Here is a 13,254-nt window from a genome sequence, read left to right as displayed (position 1 = left end):
CACTAATTTGTGAGGTACTGACCGAAAGGTAAGTGATGATCCCGTACACCTGCGGACTGGACGCCGCGGCCGACGTGATCGGCGGGAAGTGGAAGCCGCGGATCCTGTGGGCGCTGCACCACGGGCCGATGCGGTTCGGGGAGTTGCGCCGGGCGATCGCCGGCGTGACGGAGAAGATGCTGATCCAGCAGTTGCGCGAACTGGAGAGCCGCGACATCGTCCATCGCGAGGTGTTTCACCAGGTCCCGCCGAAGGTTGAGTACTCGCTGACCGGGCTCGGTCGGTCACTCAACGTTGCACTGGGTCCCCTGGATGCCTGGGGTGCCGACCACCTGGCCGAACTGGAGGCCTCGCGGGCGGGGTGACGGGGTCTCGATTGGGTTTCGTGTGGGGGAGTGGCGTACACTCTTTCCTTGGCTCTTTGTAGCCTCTGTCTCGTGCTGCCCGCGGCTGCCTGACCTGGTCAGGAGGGCGCCTTGAGCCCGGGCTGGAGCCATGTGTCAACCATCATTCAGTACGACGTCTACAGAAGTGCGAGGACATGCCCAAAAAAGAGGGAGTCATCGAACTCGAGGGCACCATCGTTGAGGCCCTGCCGAACGCGATGTTCCGTGTTGAGCTGTCCAACGGGCACAAGGTGCTCGCGCACATCAGCGGCAAGATGAGGCAGCACTACATCCGGATCCTCCCCGAGGACCGGGTCGTCGTGGAGCTGTCGCCGTACGACCTCACCCGGGGTCGCATCGTCTACCGGTACAAGTAAGACCACCACCAACACCTGTCGAAGAAAGAAGCTCGATGAAGGTCAATCCGAGCGTCAAGAAGATCTGCGACAAGTGCAAGGTGATCCGCCGTCACGGCCGGGTCATGGTGATCTGCGAGAACCCGCGGCACAAGCAGCGGCAGGGCTGACAGCCCCCAGTCGAGCAGCACACAGCACTTTCGCACCACAGCGCGCATGCTCGTCCGGCCACGCACCACGGCCGGACGTCGCCCCCGGAACAGAGGCCGGGGCCTTGCCGGTGACAACCAACTCACCGAGGCGGGCAAGGACGCGGCGCGCCACCACACCTCTGCCGACGAAAGGAACACCGCCACATGGCACGCCTCGTAGGAGTCGACCTTCCGCGCGACAAGCGCATCGAGGTCGCTCTGACCTACATCTTCGGTGTAGGCCGTACTCGCGCCCTGGAGACGCTGCAGAACACCGGGGTTTCCGGTGACAAGCGCGTCCACGAACTGGGCGACGACGAACTGGTGAAGCTCCGGGACTGGATCGAAGCCAACTACAAGATCGAAGGTGACCTCCGCCGTGAGGTGACCGCGGACATCCGCCGCAAGATCGAGATCGGGTCGTACCAGGGTCGCCGGCACCGCAGCGGCCTGCCGGTGCGTGGTCAGCGCACGCGGACCAACGCCCGCAGCCGCAAGGGTCGTCGCAAGGCGATCGCCGGCAAGAAGAAGAAGTGATGACCCGGATGACTTTCGACCACCCCAGGAGCAACTGACCTATGCCTCCCAAGAGCCGCACAGCGGCCGGCGCGAAGAAGGTGCGCCGCAAGGAGAAGAAGAACGTGGCCGCGGGCCACGCGCACATCAAGAGCACGTTCAACAACACGATCGTGACGATCACCGACCCGACCGGCGCGGTCATCTCGTGGGCTTCCGCGGGCACCGTCGGCTTCAAGGGTTCGCGCAAGTCCACCCCGTTCGCCGCCCAGATGGCCGCCGAGGCCGCCGGACGCCGGGCGATGGAGCACGGCATGCGCAAGATCGACGTGTTCGTGAAGGGTCCCGGCTCCGGCCGTGAGACCGCGATCCGTTCCCTGGGTGCGGTCGGCCTCGAGGTCGGCACCATCCAGGACGTCACCCCGACCGCCCACAACGGCTGCCGCCCGCCGAAGCGGCGCCGGGTCTGATCCAGAGAGGTAGGTAGCGAACATGGCCCGTTACACCGGACCGATGACCAAGAAGTCGCGCCGTCTCGGGGTCGACCTCGTCGGTGGCGACAAGGCGTTCGAGCGCCGTCCGTACCCGCCGGGTATGCACGGCCGCGGCCGTCCGAAGGAGAGCGAGTACCTGCTCCAGCTGCGCGAGAAGCAGAAGGCCCGCTTCTCGTACGGCGTCCTGGAGAAGCAGTTCCGCCGGTACTACGAGGAGGCCTCGCGGCGCTCCGGCAAGACCGGTGACAACCTGCTGATCATCCTGGAGTCCCGGCTGGACAACGTGGTCTACCGCTCCGGCCTGGCCCGGACCCGGCGGCAGGCCCGTCAGCTCGTCGTACACGGTCACTTCACCGTGAACGGCGTCAAGGTGAACATCCCGTCGTACCGGGTGGCTGCCCACGACATCATCGATGTCAAGGCGAAGTCGGCCGAGACGACCCCGTTCATCATCGCCCGGGAGACGCACTCCGAGCGCGTCGTCCCGGCTTGGCTCGAGGTGATGCCCGAGAGGCTGCGGATCCTCGTCCACCAGCTGCCGACCCGGCAGCAGATCGACACCCAGGTCGCCGAGCACCTGATCGTCGAGCTCTACTCGAAGAACTGATCTCAGTCCCGCCGGCGGTCTGGTGGCCGCCGGCGGGACCGGTCTGTGCTTCACCCCTTCGCGACCTCAAATAGTGGTCGTCGCGACAGACAAGGAAAACAACAGTGCTTATCGCACAGCGCCCCACCCTGACCGAAGAGGTCGTCGGCGAGCACCGCTCGCGGTTCGTGATCGAGCCGCTCGAGCCGGGCTTCGGCTACACCCTCGGCAACTCGATCCGCCGGACCCTGCTGTCCTCCATCCCCGGTGCCGCCGTGACCAGCATCAAGGTCGACGGTGTCCTGCACGAGTTCTCGACCGTTGCCGGGGTCAAGGAAGACGCCACCCAGCTGATCCTGAACCTCAAGGACCTGGTCGTCTCCTCCGAGCACGACGAGCCGGTCACCATGTACCTGCGCAAGCAGGGCCCCGGTGACGTCACCGCCGCCGACATCGCGCCGCCGGCCGGTGTCGAGGTGCACAACCCGGACCTGAAGATCGCCACCCTGAACGAGAAGGGCCGGCTCGAGATGGAGCTGGTCGTCGAGCGGGGCCGCGGTTACGTCTCCGCGATCCAGAACAAGTCCGCCGACGCCGAGATCGGCCGGATGCCGGTCGACTCGATCTACTCGCCGGTGCTCAAGGTCACCTACAAGGTCGAGGCGACCCGTGTCGAGCAGCGCACCGACTTCGACCGGCTGGTCGTCGACGTCGAGACCAAGCCGTCGATGCTGCCCCGCGACGCCGTCGCGTCGGCCGGTAAGACGCTGGTCGAGCTGTTCGGCCTGGCCCGCGAGCTGAACGTCGAGGCCGAGGGCATCGACATCGGCCCGTCGCCGGTGGACGAGCAGATGGCCGCCGACCTGGCGCTGCCGGTCGAGGACCTGCAGCTGACCGTCCGGTCGTACAACTGCCTCAAGCGCGAGGGCATCCACACCGTGGGTGAGCTGATCTCGCGCAGCGAGCAGGACCTGCTGGACATCCGCAACTTCGGCTCCAAGTCGATCGACGAGGTCAAGCTGAAGCTGGCCGAGATGGGCCTGTCGCTGAAGGACTCGCCTCCTGGCTTCGACCTGCGTGCGGCCGCCGAGGCCTACGGCACCGAGGCCGAGGACGAGGACGAGAGCTTCGCCGAGACCGAGCAGTACTGAGCTACCGAGCCCAACCCACCCCGGGTCCGAGCGGGCCTGAGATTCCTGGAGTAAGAGATGCCAACCCCCACCAAGGGTGCCCGGCTGGGCGGCAGCCCGGCGCACGAGAAGCTGATCCTCAGCAACCTCGCGACGTCGCTGTTCGAGCACGGCGCCATCACCACCACCGCGGCCAAGGCCAAGCGCCTGCAGCCGCTGGCGGAGTCGATGATCACCAAGGCGAAGCGTGGTGACCTGAACTCGCGCCGTCAGGTGATGAAGCGGATCAAGGACAAGAGCGTCGTGCACGTGCTCTTCACCGAGATCGGCGAGCGGTACGCCGACCGTCCGGGCGGCTACACCCGCATCACCAAGCTCGGTCCGCGCAAGGGCGACAACGCCCCGATGGTGAAGATCGAGCTGGTCGAGGCGCTGGCCGACTCGCCGAAGGCCAAGAAGACCGCGAAGAAGGCCCCGGCCAAGAAGGCGGCGGCGAAGAAGGATGCCGCCGAGGACAAGGCCGACGACAAGGTCGAGGACAAGGTCGAGGACGACGCCAAGGTCGAGGACGTCGTGGACGAGAAGGTCCAGGACGAGACTCCGGAGACCGAGGACAAGTAACACCAGCTGCACACGGCGCCCCTCACCGCACGGTGAGGGGCGCTGTTTGCGTTAGATTGCCGTGTGCGCTGGCGGATCGACCTCAAGTACGACGGAACGGCCTTCCACGGCTGGGCCCGGCAGGAGGGTCTCCGGACCGTGCAAGGAGCCCTGGAAGAGGCGATCCGGGTCGTCCTCCGGCTGCCCGAGCCGCTGACGGTCACCTGCGCCGGCCGGACGGACACCGGCGTCCACGCGCGCGGTCAGGTCGCCCACGTGGACGTCGAAGGCGCTGTAGAACCGCTCAGGCTCCTCAGAGGCCTCAATGGCGTCCTATCCGAGGATGTGGCTGTCACGGCCGTCACGGCCGCTCCAGACGGCTTTGACGCCCGTTTCTCCGCGCTGGCCCGTCGCTACGTGTACCGGCTCTGTGACGATCCGGCCGGCTGGGACCCGCTGACCCGCGGACATGTACTGCGGGTCGGCCGCCCGCTCGACGTGGTCCGGATGAACGCCGCCGCGGCCGGTCTGCTCGGCGAGCACGACTTCGCCGCCTTCTGCAAGAAGCGCGAAGGCGCCAGCACAGTGCGCGCCTTGCTGGAGTTCTCCTGGCAACGCACCGCCGTGGGACAGCTGTCTGGCACGGTGATCGCCGACGCCTTCTGCCACTCGATGGTCCGGGCTCTGGTCGGCTCCATGATCCCCGTGGGTGACGGACGCCGTGACGTCGACTGGCCGGCCGCCGTACTGGCCGGCAAGGTCCGGGACTCGGCCGTATCGGTGCTGCCCGCGCACGGCCTCACACTGGAGGAAGTGCGCTACCCGGCGGATGACGAGTTGGCCGCACGGGCGCTGCAGGCCCGCCAAGTGAGGGGAGAGGTGCACCAGCGTGGCTGACCACTACTTCTCGGCAGAGCCCGGTTCCGCGGACGTACGACGTACTGTCGAGGCGCGGATCTGGGGTCGCGAGTACACCTTCACGACCGCGACCGGTGTGTTCTCCCGGGACCGCTTGGACATCGGTACGGCGGTATTACTGCGGGAGGTGGCCCCTCCGACCGGATCCGGCACGTTCCTCGACCTGGGGACCGGCTACGGCCCGATCGCCTGTGCCATCGCGGTGGAGGCGCCCGAGGCGCAGGTGTGGGCGGTCGACGTGAACACCCGGGCGCTGGAGCTGACCGCGGAGAACGCCAAGGCCGCAGGGGTTGCGGACCGCGTGCACCCGGTGCTGCCGGACGGCGTACCCGCGGAGGTGCGGTTCGACGAGATCTGGTCGAATCCGGCGATCCACATCGGCAAAGCGGAGTTGCACAAGATGCTGCTGCTCTGGCTGGCCCGCCTTGCCCCCGGTGGCGTGGCACGCTTCGTCGTCGGCAAGAACCTGGGCGGTGACTCGTTGCAGCGCTGGCTGACCGAGCAGGGCTATCCCTGCGACCGGGCCGGCAGCGCGAAGGGGTTCCGGGTACTGCGTGCAACGAACGCGGGCCCGTCGCCGTCCTGAGGTTATGGAGGCAGCCTTGGCGGCAGCAGAGGCACGGACGAGCCCGATCGAGTTCGAGCTCTGGGTCAGCGAGAAGGCAGACGCGCTGCTGCGGTTCGCGTACGTCCTGACCGGGGACAAGGCCCTGGCCGAGGACGCCGTCCAGGATGCCCTGACGACAGCCTGCGCCCGGTGGAGCCGGGTCAGCAGGGCCGACGACCCCGAGGCGTACGTGAAGCGGATGGTGGTGAACGCACACATCTCCTGGTGGCGCAGGTTCCGCCGCCGGGAGGCACCGTCGCCCGACCCGATCCGGACCGCACCGTCCGCCTCGGACGGTGCGACCGCGCGGGCTGAGTCCGATGCGGTCTGGGCACTGTGCGCGACGCTGCCGGACAAGCAGCGGGCAGCCGTCGTACTGCGGTTCTACGAGGAGCTCTCGTACGCCGAGATCGGTGAGCTGCTGCACTGCGCAGAGGCGACCGCCCGATCGCACGTACACCGAGCACTGGCCGCACTGAAAACCACGCTGAGCAAGGAAGGAGCCGAGGATGCCTGAGCACGACCCTGAGCAGGAGCTCGGCCCCAAGATCTCCTCCGCGTTCCAGAACAAGGCCGACGCGAGTGCGCTGACTGGCAGCGGGATGGCGAGGGAAGCGCGCCGGCGCGTCCGGAAAAGGCGCCAGACACTCACCATGGCCGCGGCGGCGGCCGTGGTGGCAATAGCCATCGGCGGGGTGTGGAACGCGGTGGGCAACGAGGTGCCGACCGCGTCGAACGCCAGCGACAGCAGCGCGAAGGAAGCGACCGGTTCGGGCAAGGGGCTGCCGAGCCCCGGGTTCGTGGGGTCCGAGACGGATGCGTCCTGTCCGCCCAACCACCCGATCCTGAAGCCCGGCGGGCACAACGCGGTCCCGCCCGGGACCGGACTGGACCTGACCACGCCGGTGACCGGACTGCAGGCGTGCCGCTACCGCCTCACCCCCAACGCCACCGCACTGCTCGGCCAGCAGCAGTTCGACGCGGCCACCGCGCAGCAGGTGGTCGACGCGATCAAGGTGTTGCCGGAGCGCAACCCGACCTTGCCCGTGTTCAAGTGCACGCCGCAGACCGCTCAGCCCTCCGAGGCGATCGTGCTGCGCTTCGACACCGCTGACGGCGTCCGCGAGGTCTGGGTCGAGTACGACGGCTGTGACTCGGCCGGTTTCTTCACCGGCACCCACACCTACGGTCTGTTCTCCGCTCCGCTCAAGCTGTTCATGGTCGGTGACCTCCGTCCGGCCGGAGGCACCTTCCTGAGCGCTCTCGGGGACTGGTGACGATAAGGGTTCGCCTGTCGGTGGGTACGGCGGTCAGACTGGTGGGATGGGCCACGTAGATGTCGCCGGGATCGGTTACGAACTGCCGGACGGGCGGGTGTTGCTGGACGACATCACGTTCCGGGTGGCCGACGGGGCCAAGGTCGCACTGGTCGGGGCGAACGGTTCTGGCAAGACCACGCTGACCAGGATCATCGCCGGCGACCTGAAGCCGCACTCCGGCAGCATCGCGCGGTCCGGCGGGCTCGGCGTGATGCGCCAGTTCGTCGGCTCGGTGCGCGACTCGTCGACCGTGCGCGACCTGCTGCTCGGTGTCGCACCGCAGGCGATCCAGGACGCCGCGGCCAAGCTGGACAAGGCCGAGCTGACGATGATGGACGCCGAGGACGAGAAGACCCAGCTGAAGTACGCGCAGGCGGTGTCCGACTGGGGCGAGGTCGGCGGGTACGACGCCGAGGTCCTGTGGGACGTCTGTACGACGGCCGCCCTCGGCGTACCGTTCGACCGCTGTCGCTGGCGTGAGGTGAAGACGCTGTCTGGCGGTGAGCAGAAGCGCCTGGTGCTGGAGGCCCTGCTGCGCGGTCCGGACCAGGTCCTGATGCTCGACGAGCCGGACAACTACCTCGACGTACCGGGTAAGCGCTGGCTGGAGGAGCAGCTCCGCAGCACCGACAAGACCGTGCTCTACATCAGCCACGACCGTGAGCTGCTGGCCAACACGGCCACCCGGATCGTCACTGTGGAGCTGGGTGCCGCGGGCAACACCGCCTGGACGCACGGCGGCGGCTTCCGGACGTACCACGAGGCCCGGCAGCACCGGTTCGAGCGGTTCGAGGAGCTGCGCAAGCGCTGGGACGAGGAGCACGCGAAGCTCCGCGCGCAGATGCTCATGTACAAGCAGAAGGCGGCGTACAACTCCGACATGGCGTCGCGCTACCGGGCCGCGCAGACCCGGCTGCGCAAGTTCGAGGAGGCCGGTCCGCCGCAGGCGCTGCCGCGCGAGCAGAAGGTCAGCATGCGCCTGACCGGCGGTCGCACCGGCAAGCGTGCGGTGGTGTGCAGCGCGTTGGAGCTCACGGGTCTGATGAAGCCCTTCGACCTGGAGGTCTGGTACGGCGAACGCGTCGCCGTACTGGGGTCCAACGGGTCCGGGAAGTCGCACTTCCTCCGGCTGCTCGCCAACGGTGGCTCCGACCCGGATATCGAGCACCAGCCGATCGGCGACGTGCAGATCGCTCCGGTCGCGCACACCGGCAAGGCCAAGCTCGGTGCCCGCGTCCGGCCGGGATGGTTCGCGCAGACGCACGAGCACCCGGAGCTGGTCGGCCGGACGTTGCTGGAGATCCTGCACCGGGGCGACGAGCACCGGGAGGGGATGGGCCGCGAGCTGGCGTCGCGGAAGCTTGACCGGTACGAGCTGGCGCACGCAGCCGAGCAGACGTTCGACAGTCTGTCCGGCGGACAGCAGGCGCGGTTCCAGATCCTGCTGCTCGAGCTGTCCGGTGCGACGCTGCTCCTGCTCGACGAGCCGACCGACAACCTGGACGTCGAGTCCGCCGAGGCGCTGGAGGAAGGCCTGGACTCCTTCGACGGCACGGTGCTGGCGGTCACTCACGACCGCTGGTTCGCCCGCGGCTTCGACCGCCACCTCGTCTTCGGTGCCGACGGCACCGTCTACGAGTCCGACGAACCGGTCTGGGACGAGGGCCGGGTGGAACGCGCCCGCTGAGAGCTCAGCCGGTCGTCCAGCGACGGAGTTTCTCGGGGTTGCGGATGACCCAGATGTGCGTGATCCGGTCGCCCGCGACCTCGAACGCGAACACCGTCACGATCACGCCGTCCTGCTCGGCCACCAGACCGGGCTGACCGTTGACCGTACGCTCCAGCAGCGTCATGTTGGCAGGTCTCCGGCGGGCGATCTCGACCCAGGCATGCGCGACCTGCTCGCCACCTTCGATGGGCTTCAGGAACGTGGTGGCCAGACCGCCGCCGTCGCCGGTCGCCGTGGCGTCGGGGTCGAGCAGGTCGATGAGGGCGTCGATGTCCTTGGCTTCCCAGGCTTGCTTGAATTCCCTGACAACGCCGGCGCGCTCGGCCGGCAGGGTCGAGGATGGCTGCGAGGTCCGGAGCCGGCGGCGGGCCGAGGAGGCCAGTTGCCGGCAGGCGGCCGGGGTACGGCCGACGATCTCGGCCACTTCGGCAAAGGAGTGGCAGAAGACGTCGTGCAGGATGAACGCGACGCGCTCGGCTGGGGTCATCGACTCCAGCACGACCATGAAGGCCAGGCCGACCGACTCGTCCAGGGTGACCCGGTCGGCGGGGTCGACGGTCGCGCCGCCCGGCCGCCCGCCGGCCCATCCCGCGCCGTCGGGTAGCGGCTCGGGGATCCAGTCGCCCACATAGGTCTCCCGCCGGGCGCGAGCCGACTTGAGCAGGTTGAGGCAGATGCGGCTGGCGACCGTCGTCAGCCAGGCGGCGGGGGACTCGACGGCGTCCTTCTGCTCCCGCGACATGGCGTACCAGCGGGTGTACGTCTCCTGGACGGCGTCCTCGGCCTCGGCCAGCGAGCCCAGCAGCCGGTACGCGAGGTTGATCAGCTGACGCCGTTCGCTCATGACCGCGTCCAGGCCCGGATCGGCCCGGTCCTGTCCTGGCTCGGATGGGGTGGTCATGGTGCCGACGGCTCCCTTGGTCGCAGCTTCCCTCATTCAGTCAGACAAGACAGCACCCCGAAATGTCAGGCGACGCCTCGACCTGACATTTCGGGGTGCTGTCTTGTCAAACCGCTGAGACGAACCATCATCCAGCGAACAGGAAGCTCACATGACGACCCCACTGCCGGCAACGACGTTCGCCGACGCGGTATCCGAGCGGCGCCTGGAGCGGGCAGCCGCTGCGTTGACCGCACACGGTTTCACCGTGGAGATCCTCGACGACACCGCCGCCGCGCGGATCCGGATCGAAGAACTGATCCCGGAGGGCGCCAGTGTGTTCACCGGGGCCAGCGAGACGCTCCGCCTGTCCGGCATCGACGACGACATCAACAGCAGCGGGCGGTACCAGGCCGTCAAGCCACGCACCCTGGCCATGGACCGCGCCACGCAGAGCGACGACATCCGGCGGCTGCGCGCCGGCCCTGACGTCGTGGTGGGAAGCGTCCACGCGGTCACCGAAACCGGCTCCCTGGTGATTGCCTCGGGCAGTGGCAGCCAGCTCCCGGCCAACGCCGGTGGCGCCGCCCGGGCGATCTGGATCGTCGGGGCGCAGAAGGTGGTTCCCGACCTGGAGACCGCGCTGCGCCGCGTCGAAGAGCACTGCCTCCCGCTGGAAAACGTCCGCTCCCTGGAGGCCTACGGGTGGCCCAGCGCCATCAACCGCCTTCTCGTCCTCAACGCCGAGTACGAACCCGGCCGCGGTACCGTCCTGCTGCTCCGGGAAGCCATCGGCTTCTGATTCAAGGCGCTGTGCACCAGCCGTCGCGGTACGCGGCCCAGTTGGCCGATGTGGCGGTGAAGTCGACGTACATGGCCAGACCGAAGTTCTGCCGGTCCGAGGTGCCCAGTCCTAGCCGGGCGCCTCGGACTGCGGCCTCGACGGTCTCCGCATGGCCCCAGTGCGACGGATTGCTCTCCCAGTACGCCGGCAGCCCCATCAGCAGGTCCGTGGACGCGGGAGTCGCCTCCAGCGCGAGTTTGGTCTGTTTGGCGACATAGCCGCCGTACAAAGACTCCAGTGGCATGGCGGTGTCGTAGGACATCACGGCGATCTGCTCGACCCGGCGCGCGACCTCGCCGAAGTACTCCTGTGACCACCACTTGTCGATCGGGATCCTGTGGAGCTGCCAGAGCGGGTCGATCTGGGCAGCTGCGACGGACAGAGGTACTCCGAGGGCTCGGGTTGCATCCAGCACCGCGAGAAAGCCCTCGGAGCCGGACTTCACCGGCTCGAAGTCGTAGTGGATGCCCTGAAATCCCTGGTCCAGAACAGCTTTCGCCGACGCCACCACTCGGGTGCGCACCGCAGGGTCGTCCAGATCCACCCCCGGGTCCTTCCCCGGCTGTACGACGTCCCCGAGCCACGCCTGCACGCGTACTTCGGGAGCCGCGGTCCGCATGGCCTCCGTGAACCAGCGGGCCTTCGGCGAGGCCTTCGCCAACGGCAGTGAGCCGTCGTGCTCCAGCGGACCGGCGTGGACGTAGAGATCCCGGATGCCAGTGCCCTTCAGTTGCTGGGCCAGCGCGGTGACATCGGCCGGCGTCTTGCGTCCGTCGACCCAGGCATGACCGAGCCAGAGAGCGTCGTGATTCCGCGTCCGCGTGTCTGCTGCGGGCTCACCGGCGTACTGCAGGCGCAACGACACCGGGTACGCCGACAGCAGGAGGACCAGCGCCAGTGCGATGACCACCAGGACCCGGCGCCTCCGCGACCAGCGCCTCACGAACGAGGCTTCAGGCCGTCATAGACCAGGACAAGCATCCGATCGCGCACCTCCGGCGCCAGCCCGACCGCCGTCGCGCCGCGTGAGGTCCCGATCAGCAGGGCATACACCTCGGGGAACTGCGCGTCCGCCCGCACCGCGCCGCTGCTCTGAGCCCGGGCGAGCAGTTTGTCGAAGGCCTCGCGCATGCCGGCCCCCGCCTCCCGCACACCCGTGCCGACGCCAGGTCCGGCGGCGATCAGCGCCTCGCCGATCGCCAGCTTCGTCGCCGACTCCGCCACGACCTGGCTGAAGAACCCGAAGAACGCGGGCCCGGGATCGTCGCTCGCGGCCAGCTCCAGCGCTCGGTCGCGCAGCCGCTCCAGCCGCAGCGCCAGCACCGCCTCGAGCAGATCGACCTTGGTCGGGAAGTGCCGGAACACGGTCGCGATGCCGACGCCGGCCAGCTTGGCGACGTCGTCGGTGGACGCGTTCGGCGACCGGCCGAACACCTCGTCCGCCGCGGTCATGATCCGGGCCCGGTTGTCCCGCGCGTCTGCTCGCACCCCAACTCCTCTTCCTCGCCCTCAGCCTAGGAGACGCCGCTCGGCCGCCAGGGGTTGTAAACGAAGTTGTGACTTTGTATATTCGGAGTAACTACTCCGTTTAACCCTGAGGATGCAGATGACACCCGAAGAGGTCTTCCTGGCTGTCGCCCGCGGCGTCTCGAACCGCGAGTACGACGACCTGCACGAGCTCTACGCCGAGCAGACCGACGTACGCCATCCGATGAACCCGTTCGGCGATCACCCGTTGCTGAGCCGCGAAGCGCTGCGCGAGCACTTCGCGTCCGCGGCGTCACTGGTCGGCGACGTCGTCCGGTTCGAGCCGGTCGGCATCCGGATCCACCACACGTCCGACCCGGAGGTGATCGTGGCCGAGTTCTCCTACGCCGGCACGGTCACCGCGACCGGTGCGCCGTTCAGCGTTCCCGGGATCTTCGTGCTGCGGGTCCGCGACGGCCTGATCGTCGAGTCCCGGGACTACATCGACCACGTGGCGATGATGCGTGCCCGGGGTCAGGTCGAGAAGTTGATCGACGTCCTGCGGGAACCGGTCGGCGCCCCCGCCGCGTCGTAGTCCGCAGAGGCGCCGGATGGCCCCGGACCGAGGCGCCAAGCCCGCCCGGGGCCATCTCCAATGCTCAAGCCCGCAACCGCAGAGGCGAGCCGGCCAGAGCCTTCGCGGCGATCACCAGTCCGGCGGCCGCCAGCACGATGTCCTTCAGCACGTACTGCGCCTCCAGCGTCGGAGCACCCGGGAACAGGTCGCTGAAGAACAGCACCAGCGGCGACATGATCCCGACCAGCGAGAACCCCAGCACCAGCAGCCCGGTGCGCAGGAACCGGCCGGACAGCAGCGTCAGTCCGATGAAGCACTCCATCACCGCGGTCAGCAGCACCGCGGAGCGGCCATGGACGACGCCGAGAGTCAGTGTGTCGACGGTCCGCATCACCAGCGCCTCCGCCGGACTCGCACCCGGGAAGAACTTCAGTACGCCGAAGATGAGAAAGATCAGTCCGAGACTGACCCTCAGGATGTCGACACTCTGCCGGCCGAGCCAGTCGGCCAGTCGATTTCCCTTGTACAGCAAGGCATTCATGGTGGTCTCCCTGTCGTGTTCGATGTCACGAACAGACTCCCGAAAACCACCCGCCTACCGCGTCGGGCAACCGAGGGCACTTCCGCTACCCCAGCAGCGGTAGGCCTCAGGGT

The 13,254-nt window shown here is 68.1% G+C and carries 19 protein-coding genes; 15 read left to right on the top strand and 4 right to left on the bottom strand.

Translation table 11 applies throughout. The features are described 5' to 3' along the window. Nucleotides 1–35: 35 nt before the first annotated feature. The 13 genes from ACGFH6_RS03980 (at nt 36) to ACGFH6_RS03920 (ending at nt 8,790) form a co-directional block, all read left to right on the top strand. Nucleotides 36–365, top strand: a complete 330-nt coding sequence (locus ACGFH6_RS03980) for a winged helix-turn-helix transcriptional regulator (RefSeq protein ID WP_393380274.1) — start codon at nt 36–38, stop codon at nt 363–365. A gap of 176 nt (nt 366–541) precedes the next feature. Next, nucleotides 542–763: a translation initiation factor IF-1 gene (gene infA / locus ACGFH6_RS03975; RefSeq protein WP_012923661.1), complete on the top strand. Its 222-nt coding sequence runs from the start codon at nt 542–544 to the stop codon at nt 761–763. Between the two features lie 35 nt (nt 764–798). Continuing rightward, on the top strand, nt 799–912 hold the full coding sequence (rpmJ, locus tag ACGFH6_RS03970) for a 50S ribosomal protein L36 (RefSeq protein ID WP_008361054.1): 114 nt from the start codon (nt 799–801) through the stop codon (nt 910–912). Between the two features lie 186 nt (nt 913–1,098). Next, nucleotides 1,099–1,470, top strand: coding sequence for a 30S ribosomal protein S13 (rpsM, locus tag ACGFH6_RS03965; protein ID WP_131360979.1), 372 nt, complete (start codon nt 1,099–1,101; stop codon nt 1,468–1,470). A 41-nt stretch (nt 1,471–1,511) separates the two neighbouring features. Beyond that, on the top strand, nt 1,512–1,919 hold the full coding sequence (rpsK, locus tag ACGFH6_RS03960) for a 30S ribosomal protein S11 (RefSeq protein WP_012923659.1): 408 nt from the start codon (nt 1,512–1,514) through the stop codon (nt 1,917–1,919). A gap of 22 nt (nt 1,920–1,941) precedes the next feature. Beyond that, nucleotides 1,942–2,550, top strand: a complete 609-nt coding sequence (gene rpsD, locus ACGFH6_RS03955; RefSeq protein ID WP_131360977.1) for a 30S ribosomal protein S4 — start codon at nt 1,942–1,944, stop codon at nt 2,548–2,550. Between the two features lie 104 nt (nt 2,551–2,654). Beyond that, the gene (locus ACGFH6_RS03950; protein ID WP_131360975.1) at nt 2,655–3,680 is read left to right on the top strand and encodes a DNA-directed RNA polymerase subunit alpha; all 1,026 of its coding nucleotides are present in this window, start codon (nt 2,655–2,657) and stop codon (nt 3,678–3,680) included. A gap of 57 nt (nt 3,681–3,737) precedes the next feature. Then, nucleotides 3,738–4,280 (top strand): 50S ribosomal protein L17, encoded by a 543-nt coding sequence (gene rplQ, locus ACGFH6_RS03945; protein WP_393380272.1) that lies wholly within the window; start codon nt 3,738–3,740, stop codon nt 4,278–4,280. Nucleotides 4,281–4,343: 63 nt separating this feature from the next. Then, nucleotides 4,344–5,156: a tRNA pseudouridine(38-40) synthase TruA gene (gene truA / locus ACGFH6_RS03940; protein WP_393380270.1), complete on the top strand. Its 813-nt coding sequence runs from the start codon at nt 4,344–4,346 to the stop codon at nt 5,154–5,156. Next, the gene (locus tag ACGFH6_RS03935; protein WP_393380268.1) at nt 5,149–5,763 is read left to right on the top strand and encodes a class I SAM-dependent methyltransferase; all 615 of its coding nucleotides are present in this window, start codon (nt 5,149–5,151) and stop codon (nt 5,761–5,763) included. The genes truA and ACGFH6_RS03935 overlap by 8 nt, the downstream gene beginning before the upstream one ends. 16 nt (nt 5,764–5,779) lie before the next feature. Then, nucleotides 5,780–6,301: a SigE family RNA polymerase sigma factor gene (locus ACGFH6_RS03930; protein WP_393380266.1), complete on the top strand. Its 522-nt coding sequence runs from the start codon at nt 5,780–5,782 to the stop codon at nt 6,299–6,301. After that, nucleotides 6,294–7,061, top strand: coding sequence for a hypothetical protein (locus ACGFH6_RS03925; RefSeq protein WP_393380264.1), 768 nt, complete (start codon nt 6,294–6,296; stop codon nt 7,059–7,061). Before ACGFH6_RS03930 ends, ACGFH6_RS03925 begins: the two co-directional genes overlap by 8 nt. A 46-nt stretch (nt 7,062–7,107) precedes the next feature. Beyond that, a complete protein-coding gene (locus ACGFH6_RS03920; protein WP_393380262.1) occupies nt 7,108–8,790 on the top strand; it encodes an ABC-F family ATP-binding cassette domain-containing protein in 1,683 nt (560 codons plus the stop codon). A gap of 4 nt (nt 8,791–8,794) precedes the next feature. Here the strand turns inward: ACGFH6_RS03920 and sigJ are convergent, their stop codons facing one another. Beyond that, complete coding sequence (gene sigJ / locus ACGFH6_RS03915; protein WP_393380260.1) at nt 8,795–9,733, bottom strand: RNA polymerase sigma factor SigJ; 939 nt, start codon at nt 9,731–9,733, stop codon at nt 8,795–8,797. Between the two features lie 151 nt (nt 9,734–9,884). Here sigJ and ACGFH6_RS03910 point away from each other — a divergent pair, with 151 nt between their 5' ends. Next, complete coding sequence (locus ACGFH6_RS03910) at nt 9,885–10,514, top strand: LUD domain-containing protein (RefSeq protein WP_393380258.1); 630 nt, start codon at nt 9,885–9,887, stop codon at nt 10,512–10,514. Nucleotide 10,515: 1 nt separating this feature from the next. Here ACGFH6_RS03910 and ACGFH6_RS03905 read toward each other — a convergent pair whose 3' ends face one another. Beyond that, nucleotides 10,516–11,466 carry a hypothetical protein gene (locus tag ACGFH6_RS03905; RefSeq protein ID WP_393380257.1) on the bottom strand — a complete coding sequence of 317 codons (951 nt, stop codon included), beginning with the start codon at nt 11,464–11,466 and terminating at the stop codon, nt 10,516–10,518. Nucleotides 11,467–11,495: 29 nt separating this feature from the next. Further along, entirely contained in the window at nt 11,496–12,044 is a 549-nt protein-coding gene (locus ACGFH6_RS03900) for a TetR/AcrR family transcriptional regulator (protein WP_393380255.1), read from the bottom strand. Nucleotides 12,045–12,162: 118 nt separating this feature from the next. Here ACGFH6_RS03900 and ACGFH6_RS03895 point away from each other — a divergent pair, with 118 nt between their 5' ends. Then, on the top strand, nt 12,163–12,618 hold the full coding sequence (locus ACGFH6_RS03895; protein ID WP_393380253.1) for a nuclear transport factor 2 family protein: 456 nt from the start codon (nt 12,163–12,165) through the stop codon (nt 12,616–12,618). 64 nt (nt 12,619–12,682) lie between these two features. On the opposite strand, the gene ACGFH6_RS03890 is transcribed toward ACGFH6_RS03895, so the two are convergent. Next, complete coding sequence (locus tag ACGFH6_RS03890) at nt 12,683–13,141, bottom strand: DoxX family protein (protein ID WP_393380251.1); 459 nt, start codon at nt 13,139–13,141, stop codon at nt 12,683–12,685. Nucleotides 13,142–13,254: the final 113 nt, after the last annotated feature.

Origin of the sequence: Kribbella sp. NPDC049227, assembly GCF_043197265.1 — a bacterium.
Lineage (GTDB): Bacteria > Actinomycetota > Actinomycetes > Propionibacteriales > Kribbellaceae > Kribbella.
Note: the sequence above shows the minus strand (reverse complement) of the source record. Positions and strands in the feature narration are given on the sequence as shown.